The sequence below is a fragment of the Novosphingobium sp. EMRT-2 genome, assembly GCF_005145025.1.
Lineage (GTDB): Bacteria > Pseudomonadota > Alphaproteobacteria > Sphingomonadales > Sphingomonadaceae > Novosphingobium.
In genome coordinates, this window is the sequence record NZ_CP039695.1 from 469,792 (window position 1) to 495,850 (window position 26,059).

General features: G+C 66.3%; 27 protein-coding genes and 2 riboswitches. Of the genes, 9 read left to right on the plus strand and 18 right to left on the minus strand.

All coding sequences use genetic code 11. From position 1 onward, the window contains the following. Positions 1-9: 9 nt before the first annotated feature. From FA702_RS02450 to FA702_RS02465, 4 genes are all read right to left on the minus strand, one after another. Complete coding sequence (locus tag FA702_RS02450) at positions 10-1,287, minus strand: MFS transporter (protein WP_136954871.1); 1,278 nt, start codon at positions 1,285-1,287, stop codon at positions 10-12. A gap of 128 nt (positions 1,288-1,415) precedes the next feature. After that, positions 1,416-1,958, minus strand: coding sequence for a VOC family protein (locus FA702_RS02455; protein WP_136954872.1), 543 nt, complete (start codon positions 1,956-1,958; stop codon positions 1,416-1,418). Positions 1,959-2,073: 115 nt separating this feature from the next. Then, positions 2,074-3,087 carry an NAD(P)-dependent alcohol dehydrogenase gene (locus FA702_RS02460; RefSeq protein ID WP_136954873.1) on the minus strand — a complete coding sequence of 338 codons (1,014 nt, stop codon included), beginning with the start codon at positions 3,085-3,087 and terminating at the stop codon, positions 2,074-2,076. A gap of 85 nt (positions 3,088-3,172) precedes the next feature. Beyond that, positions 3,173-3,976: a helix-turn-helix domain-containing protein gene (locus FA702_RS02465; protein WP_255504683.1), complete on the minus strand. Its 804-nt coding sequence runs from the start codon at positions 3,974-3,976 to the stop codon at positions 3,173-3,175. Between the two features lie 100 nt (positions 3,977-4,076). On the opposite strand from FA702_RS02465, the gene FA702_RS02470 reads away from it, so the two are divergent. The 5 genes from FA702_RS02470 to FA702_RS02490 are packed head-to-tail and all read left to right on the plus strand — an operon-like array spanning position 4,077 to position 9,409. Continuing rightward, a complete protein-coding gene (locus FA702_RS02470; protein ID WP_255504684.1) occupies positions 4,077-5,306 on the plus strand; it encodes a Tm-1-like ATP-binding domain-containing protein in 1,230 nt (409 codons plus the stop codon). Then, the gene (locus tag FA702_RS02475; RefSeq protein ID WP_136954874.1) at positions 5,303-5,758 is read left to right on the plus strand and encodes a biotin/lipoyl-containing protein; all 456 of its coding nucleotides are present in this window, start codon (positions 5,303-5,305) and stop codon (positions 5,756-5,758) included. Before FA702_RS02470 ends, FA702_RS02475 begins: the two co-directional genes overlap by 4 nt. Continuing rightward, positions 5,755-7,101: an acetyl/propionyl/methylcrotonyl-CoA carboxylase subunit alpha gene (locus FA702_RS02480; RefSeq protein WP_136954875.1), complete on the plus strand. Its 1,347-nt coding sequence runs from the start codon at positions 5,755-5,757 to the stop codon at positions 7,099-7,101. Before FA702_RS02475 ends, FA702_RS02480 begins: the two co-directional genes overlap by 4 nt. Next, complete coding sequence (locus tag FA702_RS02485; RefSeq protein ID WP_136954876.1) at positions 7,098-8,570, plus strand: biotin carboxyl carrier protein; 1,473 nt, start codon at positions 7,098-7,100, stop codon at positions 8,568-8,570. Before FA702_RS02480 ends, FA702_RS02485 begins: the two co-directional genes overlap by 4 nt. Continuing rightward, on the plus strand, positions 8,567-9,409 hold the full coding sequence (locus FA702_RS02490) for an HAD-IIA family hydrolase (RefSeq protein WP_136954877.1): 843 nt from the start codon (positions 8,567-8,569) through the stop codon (positions 9,407-9,409). Before FA702_RS02485 ends, FA702_RS02490 begins: the two co-directional genes overlap by 4 nt. Here the strand turns inward: FA702_RS02490 and FA702_RS02495 are convergent. From FA702_RS02495 to FA702_RS02505, 3 genes are read right to left on the minus strand one after another with little or no spacing between them, the layout of a single operon-like run. Further along, a complete protein-coding gene (locus tag FA702_RS02495; protein ID WP_370385494.1) occupies positions 9,406-9,696 on the minus strand; it encodes an HNH endonuclease in 291 nt (96 codons plus the stop codon). The genes FA702_RS02490 and FA702_RS02495 overlap by 4 nt on opposite strands. Then, on the minus strand, positions 9,693-10,598 hold the full coding sequence (locus tag FA702_RS02500; protein ID WP_255504685.1) for a DMT family transporter: 906 nt from the start codon (positions 10,596-10,598) through the stop codon (positions 9,693-9,695). Before FA702_RS02500 ends, FA702_RS02495 begins: the two co-directional genes overlap by 4 nt. 15 nt (positions 10,599-10,613) lie before the next feature. Continuing rightward, a complete protein-coding gene (locus FA702_RS02505; protein WP_136954878.1) occupies positions 10,614-11,756 on the minus strand; it encodes an acyltransferase in 1,143 nt (380 codons plus the stop codon). A gap of 198 nt (positions 11,757-11,954) precedes the next feature. Between FA702_RS02505 and FA702_RS02510 the strand changes: the two genes are divergently transcribed. Further along, positions 11,955-13,445, plus strand: a complete 1,491-nt coding sequence (locus tag FA702_RS02510; protein ID WP_136954879.1) for a hypothetical protein — start codon at positions 11,955-11,957, stop codon at positions 13,443-13,445. A gap of 100 nt (positions 13,446-13,545) precedes the next feature. Then, positions 13,546-15,078 carry a CpaF family protein gene (locus FA702_RS02515; protein WP_136954880.1) on the plus strand — a complete coding sequence of 511 codons (1,533 nt, stop codon included), beginning with the start codon at positions 13,546-13,548 and terminating at the stop codon, positions 15,076-15,078. 15 nt (positions 15,079-15,093) lie between these two features. Here FA702_RS02515 and FA702_RS02520 read toward each other — a convergent pair whose 3' ends face one another. Beyond that, positions 15,094-15,300, minus strand: a complete 207-nt coding sequence (locus tag FA702_RS02520) for a hypothetical protein (RefSeq protein ID WP_136954881.1) — start codon at positions 15,298-15,300, stop codon at positions 15,094-15,096. Positions 15,301-15,368: 68 nt separating this feature from the next. On the opposite strand from FA702_RS02520, the gene FA702_RS02525 reads away from it, so the two are divergent. Beyond that, a complete protein-coding gene (locus tag FA702_RS02525; protein WP_255504686.1) occupies positions 15,369-16,259 on the plus strand; it encodes a DMT family transporter in 891 nt (296 codons plus the stop codon). Between the two features lie 94 nt (positions 16,260-16,353). Further along, positions 16,354-16,488, plus strand: a complete 135-nt coding sequence (locus tag FA702_RS02530; RefSeq protein ID WP_136954883.1) for an entericidin A/B family lipoprotein — start codon at positions 16,354-16,356, stop codon at positions 16,486-16,488. A 58-nt stretch (positions 16,489-16,546) separates the two neighbouring features. Here FA702_RS02530 and gcvPB read toward each other — a convergent pair whose 3' ends face one another. From gcvPB to FA702_RS02580, 10 genes are all read right to left on the minus strand, one after another. Then, the gene (gcvPB, locus tag FA702_RS02535; RefSeq protein ID WP_136954884.1) at positions 16,547-18,100 is read right to left on the minus strand and encodes an aminomethyl-transferring glycine dehydrogenase subunit GcvPB; all 1,554 of its coding nucleotides are present in this window, start codon (positions 18,098-18,100) and stop codon (positions 16,547-16,549) included. Further along, the gene (gene gcvPA, locus FA702_RS02540) at positions 18,097-19,455 is read right to left on the minus strand and encodes an aminomethyl-transferring glycine dehydrogenase subunit GcvPA (protein ID WP_136954885.1); all 1,359 of its coding nucleotides are present in this window, start codon (positions 19,453-19,455) and stop codon (positions 18,097-18,099) included. Before gcvPA ends, gcvPB begins: the two co-directional genes overlap by 4 nt. A 4-nt stretch (positions 19,456-19,459) precedes the next feature. Continuing rightward, positions 19,460-19,831, minus strand: a complete 372-nt coding sequence (gene gcvH, locus FA702_RS02545) for a glycine cleavage system protein GcvH (protein ID WP_136954886.1) — start codon at positions 19,829-19,831, stop codon at positions 19,460-19,462. Continuing rightward, the gene (gcvT, locus tag FA702_RS02550; protein WP_136954887.1) at positions 19,831-20,988 is read right to left on the minus strand and encodes a glycine cleavage system aminomethyltransferase GcvT; all 1,158 of its coding nucleotides are present in this window, start codon (positions 20,986-20,988) and stop codon (positions 19,831-19,833) included. The genes gcvH and gcvT overlap by 1 nt, the downstream gene beginning before the upstream one ends. Positions 20,989-21,020: 32 nt before the next feature. Beyond that, positions 21,021-21,137: riboswitch (glycine riboswitch) on the minus strand. After that, a riboswitch (glycine riboswitch) is annotated at positions 21,138-21,240 on the minus strand. It abuts the riboswitch before it with no gap. Positions 21,241-21,330: 90 nt separating this feature from the next. Further along, a complete protein-coding gene (locus tag FA702_RS02555; protein WP_136954888.1) occupies positions 21,331-22,005 on the minus strand; it encodes an NAD(P)H-binding protein in 675 nt (224 codons plus the stop codon). Then, on the minus strand, positions 21,998-23,170 hold the full coding sequence (locus FA702_RS02560) for a deoxyguanosinetriphosphate triphosphohydrolase (RefSeq protein WP_136954889.1): 1,173 nt from the start codon (positions 23,168-23,170) through the stop codon (positions 21,998-22,000). The genes FA702_RS02555 and FA702_RS02560 overlap by 8 nt, the downstream gene beginning before the upstream one ends. Before the next feature lie 9 nt (positions 23,171-23,179). Further along, the gene (locus FA702_RS02565) at positions 23,180-23,872 is read right to left on the minus strand and encodes an aspartate/glutamate racemase family protein (RefSeq protein ID WP_136954890.1); all 693 of its coding nucleotides are present in this window, start codon (positions 23,870-23,872) and stop codon (positions 23,180-23,182) included. A gap of 129 nt (positions 23,873-24,001) precedes the next feature. Further along, positions 24,002-24,328, minus strand: a complete 327-nt coding sequence (locus tag FA702_RS02570) for a hypothetical protein (RefSeq protein ID WP_136954891.1) — start codon at positions 24,326-24,328, stop codon at positions 24,002-24,004. A 13-nt stretch (positions 24,329-24,341) separates the two neighbouring features. Then, a complete protein-coding gene (locus FA702_RS02575; RefSeq protein WP_136954892.1) occupies positions 24,342-25,763 on the minus strand; it encodes an NAD(P)(+) transhydrogenase (Re/Si-specific) subunit beta in 1,422 nt (473 codons plus the stop codon). Then, positions 25,763-26,047, minus strand: a complete 285-nt coding sequence (locus tag FA702_RS02580) for an NAD(P) transhydrogenase subunit alpha (protein ID WP_124807438.1) — start codon at positions 26,045-26,047, stop codon at positions 25,763-25,765. Before FA702_RS02580 ends, FA702_RS02575 begins: the two co-directional genes overlap by 1 nt. Between the last annotated feature and the right edge of the window lie 12 nt (positions 26,048-26,059).

Below are 26,059 nucleotides of genomic sequence, written 5' to 3' on the forward strand. Positions count from 1 at the left end.
CCCCTCCGTTCAGGTCAAAGCCGCCGCACCGACGGCGCCGCTGCGCCGCGCGACGATGCGCGGCGCGGATTCGACCAGCCCCAGCGCGCACAGGCCCGCAAGGATGGTCAGGACAAGCATCAGCCACAGCGGCGCCGAAAGGCCCCACCCGTCGGCCAGCGTGCCGGCCAGGAAAGGGCTCAGCACGCCGCCCAGAACCTCGCCCGTGCCCATGACCACGCCGGTCAGCGTGGCGGTAAGGCGCGGGTCGACCGATTCCGAAGGGATCGTCGCCATGAACATCGGGAACAGGCCGTTCAGCCCCCACCCGAAGAAGAAGATCGCGGCCAGGATCCAGGGCGATCCGTTGTAATACAGTCCACCCAAAGGCAGGATCACGCCCAGAAAGGCGAAGAAGATCATTACCGGGCGGCGGCCGATGGCATCGGAAATCGCCGGTACCACGAAGCTGCCGATCCCGGCGGAAATGCCCAGCGTGGCCATCAGCCAGCTCATCGTCTCGGGCGCGAACCCGCGATGCTTGGTCAGGAACAGCGGCATGAACGCCCAGCACACGACAAGGTAGGAGACCAGCAGCACCGAGATTACTGCGCAGAGCACCACGTTGCGGTGCGCGAACGCCTCGCGCAGCGTGACGCGGGGATGATCGCCATCGTCCGCAGGCGCCGGCGGTTCGCGCAGCGTGAACCAGATCAGCGCCGCGGTGATCAGGCCGGGCGCGGCGGCGAGATAGAACCCGCCGCGCCAGCCCACCGCCATCGCCACGGGGACGAGCAGGATCGGCGCGAGGCCCGATCCCAGCAGGTTGGAACCAAGGTTCTGCGCCACGCCCATCGCCAGCCCGCGCCGTTCGGGCGCCACTTCGCTGACGATCATCGAATGGCTGACCGGCATCACCCCGCCTTCGGCCGCGCCCATCAGCAGGCGCGCACCCAGCAGCATCATGAACGAGGACGCCATGCCCGAAACGAACGAGCACAGGCAGAACGCCAGCGTCGCGACCACGACCACCGGCTTGCGCGAACCGAGCCGGTCGGAAATGCGGCCGACCGCGAGGCCCGAAAGCGCCCAGGTGAGCGAGAGCGCCGAGCTGAACATGCCGACCTGCGTGTTCGACAGGTGCAGGTCCGGCTGCACGAACGGCATCAGGAAGTTGAGCGCGTTGCGGTCGAAAAACAGAATGCCGAAATTGAGGCTGAGCAGCGCGGTGACCCAGACCTGGTATCCCCCTCCAGCCACCGTTCCAGCGGCCGCCTTCCCGGCATCTTTCATCTGGCCGTCGCGCATGCTGTTCTCCCGTTCTCTTATCCGGCAATCACGCCAATTTCCCTTTCCTGTTAGGCCGCGTGCCCTCTCCTCTCTTGCATTGGCGCGCAGACCATCAGGATCAGCGCGCAAGTTCATGCCCGGCATCCTCAGAGGAACGGGCGCACCGGATCGGCGCCGTCCCAGTCCAAAGAGGCTTTCCAGAACCGCGTGAAATGCTCGTCCATGCCGGGCGTGGCCGGGATCAGTTCGAGAAACCCCGGCGCGGCCACGTCTCCGCCTTCCAGATAGGCGACAGCGCCCCCGGTGGGCACGGCGGCACGGAAGGCCAGGCGATAGGCGCGTTCGAGGTATCCCGGCAGCTCCGCGTCCACATCGGCGCAGGCGATTCCAAAATGATGGAAGCCATAGCCCCGCTCCTCGATCGTCTCGCGATAGACCGAGGGATGATCGTCGAGCGGCTGGATCAGTTCGATCTGCATATGCCCGGCAAAGCCCATCGCGATGGTGACATCGGCGCGCGAGGGCTCGCCCCGGTAGAACTGGTCCGGCGCCAGAAAATGGTCGAGCAGGAAGAACGGGCCAGCCCCGCAATCGCGTATGAAATGATCGATCGACGCGCGGATGTCCGCGACGACGAACGCCGTCTGCATGATCCCGCCGAATGGCTGCCCGAACCCTAGTTTCGTCATGCCCATGCTTCCTTCATGCACGGGCGTTTCCACCGGATCGCCGGCGGAACACCCGTCCCCTTCCCTGTCGCGGCCACCGTCTTTCCCGGCGGAGGTCCGCTGCGTCAGCGCCCGTTCAGAGCGTAATCACCACCTTGCCGAACAGCCCGGCCGATCCCTGATACCTCCAGGCATCGCGCGCCTGCTCGATCGGGAACGTCCGGTCGATCACCGGCTTGATCGCGTGCTGGTCGATAAAGGCGTTGAGCCGCTGGGCCATGCCGCGCGACCCCACGAAAATGCCGCGCAGCGTGGCGCCCTTGAACATCAGCCCGTGCGGACTGGTATCGCCTTCGCGCGTCAGCACGCCGATCAACGCGATTTCGCCCGCGAAACCCACCGCCTGGATGCTCTGCGCCAGTGTGCCGGCGCCGCCAACCTCGACGACGTGATCCACGCCACCGCCCGCCAGCCGCGCCGCTTCCGCGCCCCAGGCGGGCGTTGCGCGGTAGTTGATCCCGTCGGTCGCCCCCAGCGCGCGAACCCGATCCAGCTTCTCGTCGGAAGACGAGGTGGCGATCACGCGCGCGCCGGCTGCCTTGACGATCTGGAGCGCCAGCAGCGATACGCCGCCGGTACCCAACACCAGCACGCTTTCACCGGCCTGCACCGGACGCGGCCCTTCCATCAGCGCGTTCCACGCGGTCACGCCGGCGCAGGGCAGGCAGGCCGCCTCCTCGAAGCTAAGGCTTTGCGCCAACGGCACCACGCCGCGTTCGGGCAGGACCACGTAGTCCTGAAGCATGCCCGTTGCCGGGGGCGCGCCAAGCGCGGGACCGGCCTGCGGATTGGGCGGCCCGTCGGCCCAGTTCTGGAAAAACGTGCCGGAGACGCGATCACCGGCACGAACGCTGGTCACGCCGGGGCCGACCGCCTCCACCTCGCCCGCGCCATCGGACAGGGGAACCGTGTCGCGATCGACCGCGCCGCCCATGTAAAGTCCCAGCGGAATGATCTGGTCGCGATAGTTCAGCGAACAGGCCCTGACCCGGACGAGCACTTCGCCCGGCCCGGGCACGGGCTTTTCCGCCTCGACGAGCTTTAGCCCGTCAAGCGAAGAAGAACCCTTCTCGATCACCCACTGCCGCATCGTGCTTTCCTCTCCCGCCAAGTAGTCTCGCCGAAGCGGCTGGAGTAATTAATCAGCAACGCAAACGGATTTCACTGTACGAAACTTATTTGTCCTTCCCTTCAATCGCGAGCCCGATGATCCGCGCGGTACGGCGCAACGCTTCAAGATTGCGCGTGATCACGACCTCTTCCGCTCCCCGCCGCGCCGGCCACGTCACGTTGATCGCCGCGACAGGCGTGCCTTCAACGATGATTGGCACCGCCATCGACCGGCGGCCATCGCGCAGCACCAGTTGCCGCGACCGGTCGGGCCACGGATGCAGCGGCTCGCGCGAGGCGTGGCCGCGTTCGCGCGTCTGCTGCAGGATGTGCCGCAGATCCTCTTCGGTCCCCTCGCTCGTTTCCTTCGGTCGAAGCCGCGCGATGATCGCCTCGCGCTCGGCCTCGCCGCACGCCGCCAGATAGGCCCGGCCCGTCGCGGTGTGGATATAGGACAGCTTTACCCCTACCGGCCCCAGCACGGCCGAATCGAGTCGGAACAGCGGCCCATTGGTCTCGATGATCTCCATGTGATCGAGCCGCGGCACGGCCAGGACCGAAGGCCAGGCGATCCGCGTGCTGAGCGCCTTCATGTGCTGCGAGGCGACTTCGGCGATGCGCTCCGCCGACGCGACCGGGGCCGCCGTCGCGGTGAAGGCGTGCGGCAGATAGGCGCCGTCGGCAAGGCGCTGCCAGATCAGTCCCTTGCGGCCCAGCGTCATCAGCATGCGCAGCAAAGTGGCCTTGGGCAAGCCAAGCGCCTGATGCAATTCGTGCAGGCTGGCCGCTTTGCGCGCCTGCACTTCGAGCAACACGTCCAGACCGCGTTCAAGCGCCCGGACGGTCTTGACCTTCCGTTCCAGCATCATCCCTGTTTCACCTTATGCAACGCAAAGTCGCCAAACCATCGTGCAAAGTCAATCGCGCTGTCGCAGCTTTAAGGCGGGAGACACGCCCCAGGGGGCCACAATGGACGGCAAGATGGACAACAAGCCAAGCGTCCTGCTGATTATCACGCAGGATACCAAGGAAGAGGAGGCCCGCTTCGCGCGGGCCGCGCTGGAAGAAGCAGGCGTGCGCGTGGTCCATCTCGACCCCAGCGTACGGCGCACCGTGGGCGGTGCGGAGATTTCGCCCGAAGACGTGGCCATGGCCGCCGGTACGACGATCGAGGCCATACGCGGGCTGGGCCACGAAGGGCATTGCCAGGACGCGATGATTCGCGGCGCGGTCGCAGCCGCCCATGCGTGGGATGCGAAAGACCCGATCTCGGGCATTCTCGCCATCGGCGGTTCGATGGGGTCGGCGCTGGCCGGCGCGCTGATGCAGAGCTTTCCCTATGGGCTGCCCAAGCTGATCGTCTCCACGATGGCCTCGGGCTTTACCAAGCCGTACATGGGCGTGAAGGACATCGCGATGATGAACGCGGTGACCGACATCGCCGGCATCAATACGATCAGCCGCGACGTGTTCCGCAACGCCGCCTTCGCCGTGGCCGGCATGGCCAAGGGTTATGACCGCGACAAGGGGCCGGAGCGCCCGCTGGTGCTGATGACCACGCTGGGCACCACCGAAGCGGGCACGCGCCGCATCCGGCAGGCGCTGGAAGCCGATGGCTGCGAAGTCATGGTGTTCCATTCCTCGGGTGCGGGCGGCCCCACGCTCGATGCGCTGGCGCAAGACAAGGACGTGGCGCTGGTGCTCGACCTTTCGGTCACCGAGATCATTGACCACCTGTTCGGCGGCCTTGCCGATACCGGCCCCGATCGCGGCCGCCCCGCCCTGCGCAAGGGCATTCCCACGATCATCGCGCCGGGCAACGCCGATTTCATTATCGGCGGCCCGATCGACGTTTCGCGCGTGCAGTTCCCCGACCGGCGCTATCACGAGCACAACCCGCAGCTCACCGCCGTCCGGACCAAGCTGGAGGATTTGCGCAAGGTGGCGGATCATCTTGCCGCCAACGTGCGCGAGGCGAAGGGACCAGTGCGCGTGTTCACCCCGCTGGGCGGCTTCTCCAGCCACGACAGCACCAGCGGGCACCTGATGGACACCACGGTGCCCGCGCCGTTCGCCGATTATCTGCAACAGGTGATGCCGGCTAGCGCGCCCGTCACCGTCATCGACGCGCATTTCAACGACGAAGCGTTTGCCGACGCCATCATCGCCGCCGCGCGTGAACTTCTGGAAGCCAAATGACCGAAGACCTGCCCCTTACCGCCGAGGACGTGGCCGAGATCGTCGCTATCCTCGAAAGCTCCGGCTATCGCGAAGTCGATATCGCGACCAACCGTTTCCGCTTGCGCGTGGCGCGCGGCGATGGCGCACAATCCGGTTTCACCCAGGAATGGCAGTGGGCCGGCGCGACGGGCGCGGGCGAAGCCGAAGCCGGCGAAGCAGCCGGGGTCGAAAGCGACCCCCAAGCCATCCTCGCGCCCCTGCCCGGCACGTTCTACCACGCGCCACAACCGGGCGCGCCGCCGTTCGTCCAGCCGGGCGACAGCGTCGATGCCGAGACGGTGGTCGGGATCGTCGAGACGATGAAGCTGATGAACCCGGTCCACGCCGGCCGTCGCGGCATCGTCTCCGAAGTGATCGTGCCCAACGCGACGATGGTCGCGAAGGGCCAGGCGCTCGTGCGGCTGGCATGATCCGCAAGCTGTTCATCGCCAATCGTGGCGAGATCGCGCTGCGCGTGATCCGCACCGCGCGCCGCATGGGCATCGCGACGGTACTGGGCGTGTCCGAAGCGGACGCTTCTTCGCTGCCCGCCCGCCTTGCGGACGAAGCGGTCGTGATCGGGCCGGCGCCTTCGTCACAAAGCTATCTCGTAATCGATCGGGTGGTATCCGCCGCGCGCGATGCGGGGTGCGATGCGGTCCATCCCGGATACGGTTTCCTGTCGGAGAACGCCGCGTTCGCGCGGGCCGTGGCCGAGGCGGGCATGCGCTTCGTCGGGCCGGACATCGCCACGCTGGAGGGCATGGGCGACAAGCTCGCCGCGCGCCGGCTGGCGCTGGAAGCCGGCCTGCCCGTGCTGCCCGGCGGCGAAGCGGAAACCGCCGAGGCCGTGCAGGCCCGTGTCGCGGAAACCGGCTTTCCCCTGCTGCTGAAGGCCGTTTCCGGCGGTGGCGGCAAGGGCATGCGCCGGGTCGACCGCGCCGAAGACCTCGACAGCGCGCTGGCGATGGCCCGCGCCGAGGCGCAAGCGGCGTTCGGCAATCCGGCGGTCTATGTCGAGCGCTTCGTCGCGCGCGGCCGCCACGTCGAAGTGCAACTGCTGGGCGACGGGCAAACCGCGCTCCACCTCGGCACGCGCGATTGCTCGATCCAGCGGCGGTTCCAGAAGCTCGTGGAGGAAGCCCCCGCCCCCGCCATGCCCGAAGCCGCGCGCGCGGCGATCGAGGACGCGGCCGTGCGCCTTGCCCGCCATCTCGGATACCGGGGCGCGGGCACGGCCGAGTTCCTGGTCGATGCCGACGATTTCTCGTTCTACTTCCTGGAACTGAACGCGCGCATCCAGGTCGAGCATCCGGTGACCGAAGCGATCACCGGCATCGATCTGGTGGAGCAGCAGTTGCTCGTCGCCGCCGGCAAGCCGCTGGGGCTGACGCAGGCCATGGTGCGCCCCGAAGGCCATGCCATCGAGGTGCGCATCAACGCCGAGGACCCGGACGCCGATTTCCGTCCCTCCCCCGGTCGCGCCATGCGGGCGGCCTGGCCGGCGGGACCGGGCATCCGCGTGGACACGCACATCGCCGACGGAGGGGAAATCCCGCCGTTCTACGATTCGCTGATGGGCAAGCTGATCGTCCACGGCGCCACGCGGGCCGAAGCGGTGGACCGCATGACGGATGCCTTGTCCGCGCTGGCGATCGACGGATTGCCCACCACCGCATCGCTGCACCGCCGCATCGTGGCCGATCCCCGCTTCATGGCAGGCGGCGTCGACACGGGATTTCTTGTGGGGCTTTCCGGAGGGCCGGGGCAATGACCGAACTGCGTCTCGTCGACGTCACCATGCGCGATGGCAACCAGAGCCTGTGGGGGGCAACTGGCCTCGATACCGCGCAGATGCTGGCCGCCGCCGCGCTGACCGAAGCCTGCGGCTTCCGCGCGATCGATTTCACCTCATCCAGCCACATGGCCGTGGCCGTGCGCTATTTCCGCGACAACCCGTGGGAGCGTATCCGCCGGATGCACGCGGCGATGCCCACCACGCCCCTGCAGTTCATCACCACCGGCCTGCGCTTCATCGCCTGGCAGCAAGCCGACCCGGAGTTCATGCGGCTGGTCTATCGCCAGCTCCAGCGCGACGGGATCGGTCGTTTCGTGCTGCTCGATCCGATGCACGAGGTGCCCGCGGTGATCGAGGCCGCCCGGCTGGTGAAGCAGGAAGGCGAAGCGGAGGTCATGTGCGCGCTGACCTTCACGCTCTCGAACATTCACACCGATGCCTTCTACGCCGATTTCGCCCGCGCCGTGGGCCAGAGCGCCGATATCGATCTGTTCTATATCAAGGACCCGTCCGGACTGCTCTCGGTGGACCGCGCGCGCACGCTGGTGCCAGCGATCAAGGCCGCGATCGGCAACCGTCCGCTGGAGATCCATGCCCATACCACGATCGGACAGGGGATGCTCTCGAGCTTGGAAGCGGCCAAGCTTGGCGTGTCCGCGATCCATGTCGGCATCGGACCGGGTGGCGACGGGTCTTCGCTGCCCGAAGCCAACCGGATGCTGGCAAACCTGGAGGAAGCGGGGCACGCGGTGGCCATCGACAAGGCCGCGCTCGGCAGGCTCACGCAATACTGGACGCGCCTTGCCGCTGCAGAAGGCCTCCCCCCGGGTCAGCCGCAGAACTTCGATGCCAGCTTCCTGCGCCACCAGATCGCCGGCGGGGTGATGACCACCACCGCGCGCCAGCTCGACGAACTCGGCCTGTCCGACAGGCTGGGCGCGGTTATCGCGGAAACCGAGCAGGTGCGCGCGGAGCTGGGCTATCCGATCATGGTCACGCCCTTCCCGCAGATGGTCATGAGCCAGGCGCTGTTCAACGTGATCGGCGACCGCCGCTATGCGCAGGTTTCCGATCAGGTGGTCCGCTATTGCCTGGGCAAGTTCGGCAAACCGACATCGCCCATCGATCCGCAGGTCCTGGCGGCGATCATGGACCGGCCCCGCGCACGCGAACTGGAACACGAGCCCACCTTCCCCGCGCTCGCCGACTTGCGCCGCCAGTTCGGCGTGCATCTGTCCGACGAGGAGTTCCTGCTCCGCGCGGTAATGCCGCCCGAACAGGTCGATGCCATGCAGGCGGCGGGGCGTTCCCGCGCCGGATACACGCCGCAGGCCGCACCGATGCTCGCATTGCTGCGCAAGCTCGCCGCGCAGCCGCAGGCGCGCGACATCGTGATCGAACGGCCGGGCTTCCGCCTCGCCCTCCATGCCGGAGCCGCCGCATGACTGTGTCGAAGGACATATCCGCCCGCCTGCGCGATGCCGCCGGCTTCGTGTTCGACATGGACGGAACGATCGCGCTGGGCGATGCCGCCAGCGGCGGGCACAAGGCGCTACCCCACGCGATAGCGCTTCTCGAGGCGCTGAAGGCACGGGGCACGCCCTATGTGGTCTTCACCAACGGCACGGCCAAACCGCCTGCCGCCTACGCCGCATCGCTGCGCAAGGCCGGATTTCCGGTGGAGGACGCGCGGATGCTCACGCCCTCCTCGTCCACTGCGGACTGGCTCAAGCGCTCCGGCGTGGGCAAGGTTCGCGTGCTGGGCAACGCCGGATGCCGCGCGCCGCTCGATGACGCTGGACTGGCTGTGGTTGGGCCGGACGAGGCGGCCGAGGGGGTGGAAGCGGTCTATACCGGCTGGTTCCGCGAGTTCGATTTTGCGGCGCTAGAAGCCGCCTGCGATTCGCTGTGGAAGGGCGCAAGGCTGCTGACCGCCAGCAACGTGCCGTTCTTTGCCACGGCCAACGGCCGCGCCATCGGCGCCAGCTATCCGATCAACGCGATGCTGACCGCGATGACCGGCAAGCGCCCGCGCATCCTGGGCAAGCCTTCGCGCGTGGCGTTCGATACCGCGCGCCTGCTGATGGGCCTGCCGAAAAGCGCGGCGAAACACATGGTGGTGGTCGGCGACGATCCGGCATTGGAAATGCGGATGGCCAATGCCGTGGGGGCGCTCTCGGTCGGCATGGCCACGGGGATCATGGCCAAGAGCGACGCTCTGCCCGAGCGCGACCGGCCGGCCGTGTTGTTGGACAGCCTGAAGCCGCTGCTGGATATCCTCTAACGCCGTTTTGCCGTGGGCGCGTGAAAATCGGGCGGCTTGCCCGAAACCCATGCTACGAATTTCGCGATCACCGGATGGGCACGCAGCGTGTCGGCATCATGGCCAATGCGCGCGAGTTCCCCGTTGCCGAACTGGGCGTGCAGCGTGCGGTGGCAGATCGGATGGACGGCCACGGTCTCGCGCCCGCCCCGGCTTTTCGGCACCGGGTGATGCCATTCGATCCGGCGCCCCAGCGGCCGTTCGCACAACCAGCAGCAGGGCGTGGCTTCGCTCACCTGCCCGATCACGGAGGCGCTTCGGCCCGACCCGCGTTCCACAGATACAACCCTGCCGCGACGATGATCCCCGCACCGAACAGTGCGGTCGCATCCGGGCGTTCGCGGAACAGCAGCCATCCGAAGAAGCCGGCCATCAGCAGTTGAACATAGGTCATCGGCGCGATCGTCGCCGCGCCGGCGCGGGTGGTCGCCATATAGACCAGCGTGTGCGCCAGGGTCGCACTGCAGGCGATGAGCACGGAACGCGCCACCACGCTTCCTTCCGGCATACCCACATGCAGCATCGGCACACCGCTGAAATGGCCGATGATCGCGGCCGGCACCAGGATCAGCGTGGCGAAGAACGCGACGCTGAACTGCATCGCCAGCGCGCTGGCATGGCCCACTACCGCGCGATTGCCGATCATCAGCAGCGCCATGCCCGTGGCCGAAAGCAGCGGCAGGAACGCCACCACGCCCAGCGTCGCAAGATTGGGCCGCAGCACGATCAGCACGCCCGCAAAGGCGAACGCGCTGGCGATCCACGTCGCCCGCCGCATCGGCTCGCGCAGGATCAGCGCGGCAAGCAGCCCGGTAATCATCGGGCTGGTGAAAGAGATCGCGGTGGCGGTCGCCATCGGCATCAGCAGCAGCGCGGTGAAGAACGCCATGGCAGACGTGGCCACGCCGCAACCCCGCAGAAATTGCCAGCCCGGCCGCGCCATGCAGAACCCGGCCCGCCCCTCGCGCGAGGCCAGCACCACGCCCAGCCCGATCGTGCCCGCCACATAGCGCAAAGCCGCGATCGCCAGCCCAGGCCACAACCCGGCCATCGACTTGACGACCGCATCCCCGACGGAAAGCAGCGCGAAACCGGCAAGCGCGAAAACCAGCCCAGATCTTTCCCGCCCGCGCAAATCATCCCCCAGCATTCCCGGGAGGCGCCTTCAGGCGTGCACCTCCACTGAAGCAGGACGCGGCTTTGCCGCAATTTTCGGACCACGCAAAGCTTTAAGCATTGGCCTTTCAATCATCTGATGAAACAGAATGGCGATACCGCAACAGAGTAGCACTTCACCGATCAGAAACAGGTCCACACCTCTGGCGATCGTCGGCAAAAGGACCTGTCCCGGAATGATCACGAACATGTGCACAAGATAGAGCATGTAAGAGGCATCGCCGAGTGCCAACAGCGCTCCCCATGCTTTGGACCGGTTCAGACGCCCGGCCATGTCACTTCTGGTGCTCCACCACATCAGCGTCAGGACCGATGCAGCCGCGGGCAGGCCCCACAGCAATGCCCGCGGAAGCGCGGAATGTCCGTCGACGAGATAGACCGGCGGCGAGAGGAAGGGCACGCCGGCCACCAGCGCATACGCAAAGCCCGACAGGCCAACTGCAGCCGCGATCCAGCCGAGCCTGTCCGGAATGCGTCCGGCGCAACGCACCCAAAGCATGTACACGAGAATGCCGAAGCCGAACTCGAACCATATCGGGTTGATGAAAATGGCAAGCAGGTAATGCGCCGGCTGTGAAATGCTCCCCCACGAGGTCAGAAGCAGCACAGCGGCCAATAGCAGGTGGAGCGATCCTTCGCTTCCACGCTTCAGCCGGATGGAGATCGCCACCACGCAATAGAATGCCATCTCGTAAGCAAGCGACCATCCCACCAGCAGGACCGGCAGCTCGAACTGCCGTGCATCGAACAGCGGGAGGACCGTAACCCCCAGCAGCACCTCGTTGATATAGATTGGGCGACCGACGAGCCACATCGTGAACAGGTAGCATGCCCCGGCCAGCCAATAGACCGGCACGACTCTGACGAAACGATCATTCAGAAAATGGCGCGCGGTCAATCCCCGTCTGCTCGCAACGGTCGAGGCCATCACGAAACCCGAAAGCACAAAGAACACGTCCACCCCGATCCCGCCGAAATCGTTGAGCGGCGGCCACGCGCCCAGAAGGCTGCGCCCCCAGTCCGTTCGTTCATCATCCACGTTGATGGCATGAACCATCACGACCAGCACCGCCGCGATAGCGCGTAAAGCCTGGATTGCCTCGATCCGGCCCGGCGGGGGTGCTGTCCTCATACAATCCTCCTTTAGCGGGTAAAGGATATGGAGCCGTTAACTGGGACGATCATATAACGTTAACCCGATGCTAATCGTAAAATGCAAGGAAACCGGCGGATTATTGGGGGGCGAATGTTGCACACCTCTTTTGCCGAACCGCGAACGCAACACGTGCAGGGCCAGCCAGACAACCGCCGTGCGCGGGCAGAGAAGTACATGGTTGCGCTGTTCGAAAGGCTGGATCGCGTTTTCGCGCGCGACGGGGCGTGGGCGATGGCCGCGACGGCCACCCTGGCGCTCCAGTTCACCCTGGTGTTCCGCCACCGACCATGGCTCGATGAATGGCAGGCGCTCCAGATCGCCGTGCAGTCCCCCACGCTGACGGAATTGCTGCACAATCTCCGGTACGAAGGGCATCCGCCCCTTTGGTACCTGGTGTTGCGAAGCCTTGCAGCGTTGTTGGGCAACCCGTTCCTGGCGCTACCTGCGGCGGCAGCCGTTTTTGCGGGCATGACGCAAGGCGCGATCCTTTTTGCTTCCCCTTTCCGGCGGCTCGACCGGCTCATGCTGGCGACATCCGAACTGGTCCTTTTCGAATTTCTGACCATCTCGCGCAGCATGACGATGGGTTGCGCGTTCGCCATATTGGCGATCTCCTTATGGCGCAGAGGTCAGTGGTCGTGGTTGTTTATCGCATTGCTTCCACTGTGCGATTTCCTGTTCGGCGTCATTTCAATAGCGTTGGTCTATCTGCGCTGGCGCGAAGGGCGGTTGGCTTATGTCCCGGCCGCGATATGGGGCATCAGCGGCATGGTCTCGGCTTGGACGGTGCGGCCGATGCCCGACATCGTACCGGCGCTGGGAAGCAAGGGCGTGCTGCTCGGCACTGCGATCTGGGCGTCCAATCTTTCCAGCCTTGGGTTGCCTTGGCAGGGAATAGCTTTCAAACCCGAATGGAATTCGCCGCCGCCCCTGCTGCTCGGCGGCCTGGCGCTTGGGGCGTTCATGGCGGTATGTTGGCGGGAAACCAGGGGACGGCGGGACGATGCTTTGCTGATCGGCGGCATGATGGCGCTGACGTGGGCATTCAGCATCGCGGTCTATCCCCTCGCCATCCGGCATCTGATGCTGATTGCTTTGCTCCTGATAATGTTGACGTGGCGACACGCCGCGGCAGGCAAAGGCATGCCCTCGATCGGCTTTCGTAGTTGGTTGCTCCTGCTATCGGCCTGTGGCCTGGCCACATCCACGATCGCCTTCGCCATGCCGTTCCACAACGCCGAGGCGGCAGCGCGGGAGATTGACCGCCTTGGATTGCGGGACAAGGACTGGATGACTTTTCCCCAGTCGAGTGCGCAAGGCGTATCCGCGCTCACGGGCATTCTTTTCGAGCGTACGAGCGATTCCTGCGTGCAGGATTTCGTGCGCTGGAACCACCGGACCAGCAAGCGGACCGAGCAGCCCGATGGTCTCTACCGCGATCTGGCCCGCAAGATGAAAAGCGATGGTCGCTTCTACCTCTTGACGGACCGCTACCTTCCACATCGTCCCTCCTTCGTTGAACAGATCGCCGAGATTCCGGCCGGGTACGACGGTGAATCCTTCGGGCTTTACGTGGTAGGCAAGGCGCTTCCCGCAAGCAGGGCACATCACCCCCGCTGCAACGGCCCGGCCAACCCTTTGCCTCCAGCCCTGCCACGTAGTTAGGAATTCCTGAACGTTTCCCGATTATTCACCGCGTTTGCATAAGGACTGGTGACCTTCTTCCTCCATTTTCCGGAAGGGGTCGCAAGACGGGATCTATTTAATGAGCGCTTTTGGGCGAAAGAACGGACTTGGCGGCGGCGGTTCCATGCGGCCTTCCTTCGGTGTCGCGCGGCCCATGCGGGCTGGCGAACAAGCTCCCGCGGGCCAGCCCGCGCCAGCGAGCCAGCCGCCGGTCGGTGGCCAGCAGTTCCCGCCCCTTCCTGCCGAATCCGAAAGCGCCGCGCCGCAGAACCCGATGAAGGCGGATGCGATGACGCGCCTTGCCGATCGCGTCAACGGCGTCCACGAAAGCACTTATCAGGCCGAAGGCTTCGAAGCCTCGGTCCACAAGATCAAGGAACAGGTGCTGCCGCGCCTGCTCGAACGCGTCGATCCCGAAGCCGCCGCCACGTTGACCAAGGACGAACTGTCCGAGGAATTCCGCCCGATCATCATGGAAGTGCTGGCGGAACTGAAAGTCACGCTCAACCGGCGCGAACAGTTCGCGCTGGAAAAGGTGCTGATCGACGAACTGCTGGGCTTCGGTCCGCTGGAAGAACTGCTCAACGATCCTGACGTGACCGACATCATGGTCAACGGCCCGGAACAGACCTACATCGAAAAGAAGGGCAAGCTGACCATCGCGCCGATCCGGTTCCGCGATGAAAGCCACCTGTTCCAGATCGCGCAGCGCATCGTCAACCAGGTGGGCCGCCGCGTCGACCAGACCACGCCGCTGGCCGACGCCCGCCTGAAGGACGGCAGCCGCGTCAACGTGATCGTGCCGCCGCTCAGCTTGCGCGGCACCGCCATCTCGATCCGTAAGTTTTCCGAAAAGCCGATCACGCTCGACATGCTGCGCGATTTCGGTTCGATGTCGGACAAGATGTGCACCGCGCTGAAAGTCGCGGGCGCGTGCCGCATGAACATCGTGATCTCGGGCGGTACCGGTTCGGGTAAGACGACCATGCTCAACGCCCTGTCGAAGATGATCGATCCGGGCGAACGCGTGCTGACGATCGAGGACGCGGCCGAACTGCGCCTGCAGCAGCCGCACTGGCTGCCGCTGGAAACCCGCCCGCCGAACCTGGAAGGTCAGGGCGCCATCACCATCGGCGATCTCGTCAAGAACGCGCTGCGTATGCGCCCGGACCGGATCATCCTGGGCGAAATCCGTGGCGCCGAATGCTTCGACCTGCTCGCCGCGATGAACACCGGCCACGATGGTTCGATGTGTACGCTGCACGCCAACAGCCCGCGCGAATGCCTAGGCCGTATGGAAAACATGATCATGATGGGCGACATCAAGATCCCGAAGGAAGCCATCAGCCGCCAGATCGCTGAATCGGTGGACCTGATCGTGCAGGTCAAGCGCCTGCGCGATGGTTCGCGCCGCACCACCAACGTGACCGAAGTGATCGGCATGGAAGGCGACGTGATCGTGACGCAGGAACTGTTCAAGTTCGAATATCTGGACGAGAGCGACGACGGCAAGATCATCGGCGAATTCCGCTCGACCGGCCTGCGCCCCTACACGCTGGAAAAGGCACGCCAGTTCGGCTTCGACCAGGCCTACCTCGACGCCTGCCTTTGATCGGCTGCCGTCTGTTCAGATGGTGTGGAACCAGTCGCGCGCGGCCACGCCGAGCGCGACGCAGCCGATCATCATCGCCAGAAAGTAGATCGTCGTCCACGGCATGAAGCCGACGGCGTCGGGATCGCTGCGGCGCAACCGCCGGCGGTCGGCCCACCACGCGATCATCGCCAGCAGAATGGCCACAACCCCGATCGAACCCATCGTCACCGCATCGTCCATGCGCCGAAGATGGGAACGAAGCGCTTGATCGCAAGCCCCGTGCGCCTATGGGCAAGCGCATGGACCGCATGAACCGACCGATCCTGGCGCTGGGGCTGCGCCTGGCCGCCATGGCTTCGCTTTCGGTCATGCTGATGCTGGTCAAGGTGGCGGGCACACGCGGCGTCAGCCTGCCGGAGACCTTGTTCTGGCGGCAGTTCTTTCCCGGCCTGATCCTGCTCGGCTATCTTGCCGCGCGCGGCCAGCTTGCCGTGCTCAAGACGCAGCGGCTGTGGGTCCATGCCCGCCGCGCGGCCTTCGGCGGCACGGGCATGTTCCTGACCCTGGGCGCGGTGATCCTGCTACCCCTGGCCGAATCCACCGTGCTGGGCTTCACCGCGCCGATGTTCGCGGTGATCCTCGCGGCGGTGGTGCTTAAGGAGCCGGTGGGCTGGGTGCGCTGGTCCGCCGTGCTCCTCGGGCTGGCGGGCATTCTGGTGATAACGGGTCCGAACCAGTCGCATCTGCCGCTGTTCGGCATCGCCGTGGGCGTCGGCGCGGCGTTCATGGTCGCGGTTATCGCCATCCAGTTGCGCGATCTGGGACGGACCGAACAACCGCTGACGGTGGTGTTCTGGTTCTCCGCCTTCACCTCGCCGGTGCTGGCCCTGTTCCTGCTGCGCACCGGCGTCCACCATGACGCAACGGACTGGCTGATCCTGTTCGGCATCGGCCTGTCCGGCCTGATCGGCCAGATATTCCTCACCGCCGCGCTTCGCTATGGCAGCGTATCGAGCGTGATCGTCATGGACTATTCCGCCTTTGCCTGGGCAACGCTGTGGGGTTGGCTAGTGTTCGACCATCTGCCCCCGGCCTCCACCTGGATCGGCGCCCCCATCGTGATCGCCGCCGGACTGATCATCGCCTGGCGGGAGCACCTGCTGCATCGCGAACGCGCGGGCGACGCGCTGACCGCATAACCAATCCCACGGCGGAACCACCCGCCGTTCCGATCGTTCCAGCGGTTCACCACCGCCAATGCGGTGTTCCGCTGTTTACGAGAGGAGATTTCCCATGATCCGCAAGATCGTTCTCGCGACGGTCCTGGGTGGCCTGGTGCTGGGCACCGCCGCCTGCAACACCGTGAAGGGCGCCGGCCGCGACATCGAATCGGTCGGCCAGGCCGGTTCCGACGTGATCCACAAGTAAGGCTTTTGAAGACGAAGACCGCCGATCACTCCGGCGGCCTTCGCTCAAAGGATACGGATCAGGCCTTCCACACCAGCTTCGGCTTGCGCGCGGCCAGCGTTTCGTCGAGCCGGCGGCGCGGCGCGAGGTGCGGCGCGCTCTTCAATAACGGATCGCCTTCGCGCGCGCGCTCGGCCAGCGACCGCATCGTGCCGATGAACTGATCCAGCCCCGCCTTGCTTTCGGTCTCGGTCGGCTCGACCAGCATCGCGCCGTGAAACACCAGCGGGAAATAGACCGTCATCGGATGGAAGCCCTCGTCGATAAGCCCCTTGGCGAGATCGAGCGTGGAGAACCCTTCCGCGAAACCGTCATCGCTGAACAGCGCTTCGTGCATGCAGGGGCCGGCTGCGCCGAACGGTGCTTCCAGCACGTCCTCAAGCCCGCGCAGCACGTAGTTGGCGTTGAGCACCGCGTCGCCCGAAACCTGCCGTAGCCCGTCCGCGCCGTGGCTCAGGATATAGGCAAGTGCGCGCGTGAACATGCCCATCTGGCCATGGAACGCGCACATCCGGCCGAAGCCTTCAGGATGGATGCCGGGCGCGTCCTCTTCCTCCACCAGCCGCACCGAACCGTCGGCCTGCCGCGCGGTGAACGGCAGCGGGCCATAAGGTGCGAGTGCTTCCGACAGCACGACCGGGCCGGAACCCGGCCCGCCCCCGCCGTGCGGGGTGGAGAAGGTCTTGTGCAGGTTGATGTGCATCGCATCGACGCCAAGGTCGCCCGGACGCACGCGCCCGACGATGGCGTTGAAGTTCGCCCCGTCGCAATAGACATAGCCGCCGGCCGCATGGACCGCATCGGCAATCGTCTTCAACTCGCGCTCGAACAAGCCGCAGGTGTTGGGGTTGGTGATCATCACCCCGGCCACGTCCGGCCCGAGCCGCGCGGTCAGCGCCGCCACGTCGACACGGCCGTCCTCGGTCGCCGGGATGTTCTCCACGCGATAGCCGGCGAACGCCGCCGTGGCAGGATTGGTGCCATGTGCGCTTTCGGGCACCAGGATCACTTCGCGCGCGTCACCCCGCGCTTCCAGCGCCGCGCGGATGCACAGCAGGCCGCACAGTTCGCCGTGCGCGCCGGCCTTGGGCGTCATCGCCACCCCGTGCATGCCGGTCAGCGCGATCAGCCAGTGGGCCAGTTCGTTGATGACCTTGAGCGCGCCCTGTACCGTCTGCTGCGGCTGCAAAGGGTGGACATCGGCAAAGCCCGCCATCCGCGCGACCTTTTCGTCCAGGCGCGGGTTGTGCTTCATCGTGCAGCTTCCCAGCGGGAAGAGGCCCAGGTCGATCGCGTAGTTCTGCCGCGACAGGCGGGTGTAGTGCCGCACCGCTTCCGGTTCGGACAAACCGGGCAGGTCGAGCGACGCCTTGCGCCGGAACGCGCCCAGCGCGTCGGGCAGGTCGGGCGCTTCATCGAAATCGACTCCGCACCGGTCGGCGGAGCCGATCTCGAACAGCAGCGGTTCCTCCAGCTGCAGCGCGCGGTTGCCGGTGAAAGTCGTCACCGCCGCGCTCTCGCCCTGATCGGCGGACATGGCCGGGCGCCAGCCCGCGGGATTGAGGTCGTTCATACCAGCACCTCCTCAAGCGCCGTGCCAAGCGCGTCGATGTCTTCGGCCGTCGTGCATTCGCTGGCCGCGACCAGCAGGCCATTGGCGAGCGCGGTTTCGCCCGGATAGAGCCGGCCCAGCGACACGCCGCCCAGCACCTTCCGCTCCGCCAGATCGCGCACCACCTGCCGGGCATCGCGCGGCAGGGTCACCGCGAATTCGTTGAAGAACGCGGTGTTGACGATCTCCACGCCCGGCACTTGCGCCAGGCGATCCGCCGTGGCGCGCGCGCGCGCATGGCTAAGGTGTGCCATGCGCTCCAGCCCGGTGCCGCCCAGCAAGCTGAGATGGATCGAGAACGCCAGCGCGCAGAGGCCGGAATTGGTGCAGATGTTGCTCGTCGCCTTCTCGCGCCGGATGTGCTGTTCGCGCGTCGACAGCGTCAGCACGAAGCCACGCCGACCTTCGGCGTCCACGGTTTCGCCGCACAGGCGGCCGGGCATCTGGCGCACGAACTTCTCGCGGCAGCCGAACAGGCCAAGGTACGGCCCACCGAACTGGAGACCGACGCCGAGCGACTGCCCTTCCCCCACGACGATGTCCGCGCCCAGGGCACCGGGGCTTTCGAGCAAGCCCAGCGCGACCGGTTCGGTCACCACCGCCACCAGCAGCGCGCCCTGCGCCTGCGCGGCGACGGCGATCCGTGCGAGATCGGGAATGCGGCCAAGCACGTCGGGATACTGCACGACGACGCAGGCCGTGTCCGCGTCGATCGCGGCGATCACGGCGTCGTCATCCGCCGCTGCGGCCAGCACCGGGGCAGAGGTCACCAGCGCATCGCCGGTAAAGCGCGCCATGGTGCGCGCGGTCTCGACGTAGTGCGGGTGGAGGCCGCTCGAAAGCACGGCCTTCTTCCGCCGCGTGATGCGGCCCGCCATGGTGATTCCTTCCCAGCTCGCGGTCGACCCGTCGTAGAGCGAGGCATTGGCGATGTCGGTCCCGAACAGGCGCGCGACCTGGGTCTGGAACTCGAACAGCACCTGCAAGGTCCCCTGCGCGATTTCCGGCTGATAGGGCGTGTAGGCGGTCAGGAACTCGCCGCGCTGGATCAGGTGGTCGACGCTGGCCGGCACATGGTGGCGATAGGCGCCCGCGCCCAGGAAGAACGGTGCTTCGCCCGCCGTCAGGCTTTCGGCGGAGAGCCGCGCCATGTGGCGTTCCACCGCCATTTCGCTGGCGTGAAGCGGCAGGCCGGGGATCGGACCCGCCTGCCGCGCTTCGGCGGGCACGTCGACGAACAGATCGTCGATCGAGCCCGCGCCGATGACCGACAGCATGGCGCTGCGATCACCTTCGCTCAGGGGAAGATAGCGCATCCGGTCAAAGCCCCTCGACGTAGGTCTTGTAGGCGGCCTCGTCCATCAGGCCTTCCAGTTCGGCGGCGTCGGACAGCGTCATCCGCCACAGCCAGCCATCGCTTTCGGCGGCGCTGTTGACCAGTTCCGGCTCGTCTTCCAGCGCGGCGTTGGTCTCGCTCACCGTGCCGGAGACGGGCGCATAGACGTCCGATGCGGCCTTGACCGAATCCACGACCGAAGCGCTGTCGCCCTTGGCCACCGACGAACCCGCCGCCGGCAACTCGACGAAGGTGATGTCGCCCAGCTGGCTCTGCGCGTAATCGGTGATGCCGACGGTGGCGTCGGTGCCGTCAACGTCGATCCACTCGTGATCCTGGGTGAAATAGCGGGGCATCAGGCGGCTCCTTTGCGGTGATAGCGGTGGGGAACGAAGGGCATGGGCGTGACGGTGGCCGCGATCTTGCGGCCGCGCACGTCGATGACGAGCTGGGTGCCCGGCCGCGCAAGTTCGGCGGCGACGGTGGCCATGGCGATGGGCTTCTCCAGGCTGGGCGAAAAGCCGCCGGAGGTGACGCTGCCGACCTCGGCCTCGCCCCACAGCACTTTCGCGCCCTCGCGCGCGGCCATCCGGCCTTCGAGCACCAGGCCGACACGGCGCGTGACGCTGCCGGTATCGATCAGCGACAGGATGCGATCCGCGCCGGGAAAACCGCCGTCGCCGCGCCGGCGCTTGTTGATGCCGAACAGCAGGTCCGCGCTGACCGGGTCCACGTCCGGCGTCATGTCGTGCCCGTAGAGCGGCAGGCCGGCTTCGAGCCGCAGCGAATCGCGCGCGCCCAGGCCGATCGGCTTCACCTGCGGCTGCGCGCAGATCAGATCCGCGATCACGGAGGCGCTTTCGGCCGGCACGGCGATCTCGAACCCGTCCTCACCGGTATAGCCCGAACGGCTGATCCAGGCCTCCACGCCACCCAGCGTGAAGCTGGCGCCACGCATGAAGCTGAGAGCGGAAAGCGGGTGTTCACCGCCGACCAGCGGAGCGAGCGCGGCGAAGGCTTCCGGCCCTTGCAGCGCGAACAGCGCGCTGTCCGCCAGGTGCGTGAGCGAGACGGCATCGGGCAGGCTCGCGCGCAGGTGGGCGATGTCATCGTGCTTGGTCGCGCCGTTGACCACCAGATAGAAACCGCTGCCCCAGCGCGTGACCATCAGGTCATCCAGAATGCCGCCATTGTCATCGAGCAGCAGCGAATAGCGCACCCCGCCCAGCGGCAGGGTGGACAGGTCGATCGGCAGCACCGCCTCGATCGCGGCTTCGGCGCCTTCGCCCGCGATGTAGAGCTGGCCCATGTGCGAAACGTCGAAGAACCCCGCGTGCGTGCGCGTCCACAGGTGTTCGGCGATGATGCCTTCGTACTGCACGGGCATCCAGTATCCGGCAAACGCGACCATGCGCCCGCCGCGCGCACGATGCCACCCATCGAGCGGCAAGGTCAGCGGTCCGGCTTGCGCCTCGCCGGTTTCATCCGGTGAAATTTTGTATGTGTCGCTCACAAAATCGATCTCCGCACAGTCTGGCACCCATCGGTGCCCCCTCTGTCACGGAAACCTGAGAGCTTTCCCCCGCCGCCCGTGTGGACTGGCAGGGTTACCCCTTCGGCGGCCCCCGCCTTGCGGCAAGGACACTTTCCAGAGCGTCGCTATCGACCAACGCGGTCCTGAAGCCTGAGAGATTCCGGGGCGGTTGCTCCTTCGGCGTCCCGCGATCCGACGAACGAATCGCAGGAACTCTCCCGCGCGATCAGCGACCTGTCCATTTCGCGCCGCAGCAAGGCCAAGTCAATCCGCGTGGTCACCCTTTGCGGTCCAAGTTATCCGCAAGGCAGGCTAACGGCTTTACCGCCGCGTAGCGCGCAGGATCGCGTCGTGTTCGTGCACGAAGCGCCCGTCAGGCTTGATCCCGGCAAGGCCCAGGATCGCCTCCGCCACCACGGACGCGCGGATCGAGCGGTACTTGCGCAGCGAACCGTGCAAGCACAGGTCCGCCACCGGGCTGGCGATCATCGCCAGGCGTTCGCCCACCCGCAGCGGCCCTTCGCGCCGCCCGCGCAGCAGCCCGGGACGGAGAATGTCGAGCCGGCCGAAATGCAGCCGCGCCAGCGTATCCTCGACCTCGCCTTTCACGGAGAGGTAGAAGTTCTTCGACGCCAATTGCGCGCCCACCGAGGATACCGCGATCAGTTGCCGCACACCCGCCTCGCGCGCAGCGCGGGCGCAGGTCAGCACCAGATCGTGATCCACCGCGCGAAACGCATCCCTGTCGCCGCCCACAGCGCGGATCGTGGTGCCGAGCGCGATCACCGCCACGTCCGCGCGCGCCGCGGCGATGGCGTCGGGCCAGTAGTCCGGATCGGACAACAGCATTTCCATGCGCGCGCCGGGAGGCAACGGCACTTCGCGCCGGGCGATGGCGATCAGCCGCTGGCCGCGCCGGCCCACCGCCTTTTCCATCACCTGCCGCCCGATCATCCCGGTCGCCCCAAGCAGCGCGATGCGCGTTTCTTCAGACATTGCGCAGGCCCTCCGGGGCGCTTCCGAACAGGCGCGCGTAGGCGTCAATGGCGTAACGGTCGGTCATTCCGGCAATGAAATCGGCGACATGCCGGCTGCGGCCCGGCTCGTCCTGGGGCATCCCCCCGCGCCAGCTTTCCGGCATCCGCGACGGGTCCTCGACATAGGCGGTGAATAGCGCGGCGATGACGGAACGCGCGCGTTCGGCCGTGGCGATCTGTTCGGGGTGGTAATAGAGCCGGTCGTACATGAAGCGCTTCAACGCGCGCTCCTCCTCCGCCATCCCGGCAGAGAAGCCGGCCAGCGCAAGCGGCGCGGCGCGCACGTCCTCCACCGATTCCGCGCCGCTTTCGGCCAGCCGCCGGCGCGTTTCCGCGATCACATCGTTGACCATGCGGCCGATCTGCCCGCGCACCAGCTCGCGCTGCAGCCGATCGCGCTGCCCGCCGGGAAAGCGGCGTTCGATGGAGCGCCACTGGTCCGCGATGGAGGGCAGTTCCAGCAGTTCGTCGATCGTCAGGAAGCCCGCGCGCAGGCCATCGTCGATGTCGTGGTTGTCATAGGCGATGTCGTCCGCCACCGCCGCCACCTGCGCTTCCAGCGAGGCGCGCTGCCCCAGCTCGAGCGGAAACGCGGCGTCGAGTTCGGCCAGCGCCCAGGTCGGTGCGTGGACGGGGCCGTTGTGCTTGGCCAGACCCTCCAGCAGCTCCCACGAAAGGTTCAGCCCCTCGTGCCCGCAATAGGGGCTTTCCATGCGCATCAGCACGCGCAGCGTGTTAGCGTTGTGGTCGAACCCGCCATGGTCCGCCATCGCGGCTTCCAGCGCGTCCTCCCCCGCGTGGCCGAACGGCGGATGGCCGATGTCGTGCGCCAGGCACAGCGCTTCGGTCAGGTCCTCGTCCAGCCCCAGCGTCCGCGCGATCACGCGGCCGATCTGCGCCACTTCCAGGCTGTGCGTCAGCCGCACGCGGTAATGATCGCCATCGGGCGCGATGAACACCTGCGTCTTGTGGCGCAGCCGGCGGAACGCGATCGAATGGATGATCCGGTCGCGGTCGCGCTGGAACTCGCTGCGCGGGCCGCGCGCGGTCAACGGTTCGAGCGGGTATTCCCGCCCGCGCGACCGCGCCGGATCGCTGGCATAGGACGCGCGCGGGGCGGTCACGGCAGCCGGTTACCCGCCCAGTATCCAGTCGACCGCCGCTTCGGCATGAATCGCGGTGCCGTCGTAGATAGGCAGCACGTTGGCATCGACATCGATCACCATGTCCAATTCGGTGCAGCCCAGCACGATCGCCTGCGCGCCATCGCGCTCCATGTTGGTGATCATGGTCTTGAACGTGCGCTCCGCCGATCGCGTGGCGCGGCCCTGCATCAGTTCCTCGTAGATGATGCGGTCCACTTCCTCCACGCTGTCCATCACCGGCGGCAGCAGCGTCACGCCATGTTCGATCAGCCGCTTGCGATAGAAGCTTTCGATCATGACGTTGCGCGAGCCGATCAGCGCCGCCGTCTTGACGCCATTGGCCTGCATTTTCCGGCCCACCACGTCGGCGATGTGGATCACCGGCACCTGCACCGCGCCGGCCACCTTGTCATAGACCTTGTGCATCGAATTGGCGCCGATCAGGATCGCGGTGGCGCCGGCCTGCTCCAGCCGCTGCGCGCTGGCCGTCAGCACGTCCGCCGCGTGGTTCCACTGTTCGGGCGTGGACAGCCGGACAAGGTCGGTGAAATCGAGGCTTTCGATTAGCAGCGGCGCGCTCGCCAGCTTGCTCGTCTTCGCCTGCACGAGACGGTTGATGTGTTCGTAGTAGGTGCGGGTAGAAACCCAGCTCATGCCGCCGATAAGGCCGAGTTTAAGCAAAGTCAGATCTCCCGGGGATTGCGACCACCCTCGCTGCCCCGGCCTTACGAAAGGGCGCGCGCGCCGTCCAGCGGGAGAGACACGGAATTCGGCGGATTGTGCCTCGCCCCGCCCACGCCAGGGAACGCCCTACCGGCGCTTTTCCGGCGCAAGCCCCACCGCGCACAGCGCAGCCGAACTGGCCGTCACTTCGATCGCCTGAGCATCGCCCACCCGGCGCACCGCCGAGACATAGTCGAACAGCGAACGCTTTTCGCCCTTCAGCTGCTTCAGCTTCTGCAACTGGCCAAGTGAAAGCCGGTCGGTCATCCGTGTCGCCATGCAGGCCGAATTGGCTTCGGACAGTCCGGCATCCATCATCGCGCTCTTGACCTGCCCATAGGCGAGCTTGGACGGGGTGCAGGCGGCCAGCACGAGCACTCCCGTCAGAATGGCGCATGCTCCGGCGCGGCGCATCAGCAAGCCTCCGTCAATGCGCCAGCGCCTTGACGATGTCCTCCACCATCTTCTTGGCGTCGGCGAGCAGCATCATGGTCTGGTCCATGTAGAACACGTCGTTGTCCACGCCGGCATAGCCCACGCCACCCATCGAGCGCTTGATAAAGAAGATCGTCTTGGCCTTCTCCACGTCGAACACGGGCATGCCGTAGATGGGCGAGGACTTGTCCGTCTTGGCGGCCGGGTTCACCACGTCGTTGGCGCCGATGATGAAGGCGACGTCGGCCTGCGCGAACTCGCCCTGGATGTCCTCCAGCTCGAACACCTCGTCGTAGGGCACGTTGGCTTCGGCCAGCAGCACGTTCATGTGCCCGGGCATCCGCCCCGCGACCGGGTGGATGGCGTACTTGACGTTGACGCCAGCCGCCTTCAGCTGGTCGCCCATCTCGCGCAGCACATGCTGGGCCTGCGCCACCGCCATGCCATAGCCAGGGATGATGATGACGCTTTCGGCTTCCTTCATGATGTAGGCCGCATCCTCGGCCGATCCGCGCTTCCACGGGCGCTGCTCCTTGGCCGCGCCACCCGCGCCCCCGCCTCCGGCATCCGCGCCGAAGCCGCCGGCGATCACCGACAGGAACCCGCGGTTCATCGCCTTGCACATGATGTAGGACAGGATCGCGCCGGAAGAGCCGACCAGCGCGCCGGTGATGATCATCGCGGTGTTGTGCAGCGTGAAGCCCATCGCCGCCGCCGCCCAGCCCGAGTACGAGTTGAGCATCGAGACGACCACCGGCATGTCCGCGCCGCCGATCGGGATGATCAGCAGGAAGCCGATCAGGAACGAGAGCACCGTGATCGTGGCGATCACCCAGGGCGCCTGGTCCTGCGTGAAGTATCCCACCAGCCCCAGGATCGCGACCAGCGTGCCGAGGTTGAGCAAATGGCGGCCGGGCAGCAGGATCGGCGATCCGCTCATCTTGCCGGCCAGCTTGAGGAACGCGATGACCGAGCCCGAGAACGTGATCGCGCCGATGGCGATACCCAGACCCATCTCGACGCGGCTCTGCGGCTCGATCATCCCGTCCGGCCCGGTGATGCCGAACGCCACCGGATTGAGATAGGCCGCCAGCCCCACCAGCACCGCCGCGAGGCCGACCAGCGAGTGAAACGCGGCGACCAGCTGCGGCATGTCGGTCATCGCGATCTTGCGCGCGATGACGAAGCCGATCGCACCGCCGATGGCGATAGCCACGACGATCTCGGGCAGGCTGGCGATCGAATGCGTGACCAGCGTGGTGGCCACGGCAATGGTCATGCCGATCATGCCATAGCGGTTGCCCGCGCGGCTGGTGCCGGGGCTGGACAGCCCGCGTAGCGCCAGGATGAACAGCACGCCGGAAACAAGATAGGCGAGCATCGCCCAGGCGGGAGTAGAAGCGACGTGTTCCATCACTTCTTCTCCTTCTTCTTGTACATCGCCAGCATGCGCGCCGTGACGGCGAAGCCGCCGAAGATGTTGACCGAGGCCAGCACCACCGCGCCAAGGCCGAGCCACTTGGAAACCGGCGATCCGGCCGCCGCGCTCGCCACCAGCGCACCGACGATGATGACCGACGAGATCGCATTGGTCACCGCCATCAACGGCGTATGCAGCGCCGGGGTGACCGACCACACCACGTAATAGCCCACAAAGCAGGCCATCACGAAAATCGACAGGATCGAGATGAAATCCATGAGTGCGGCCCC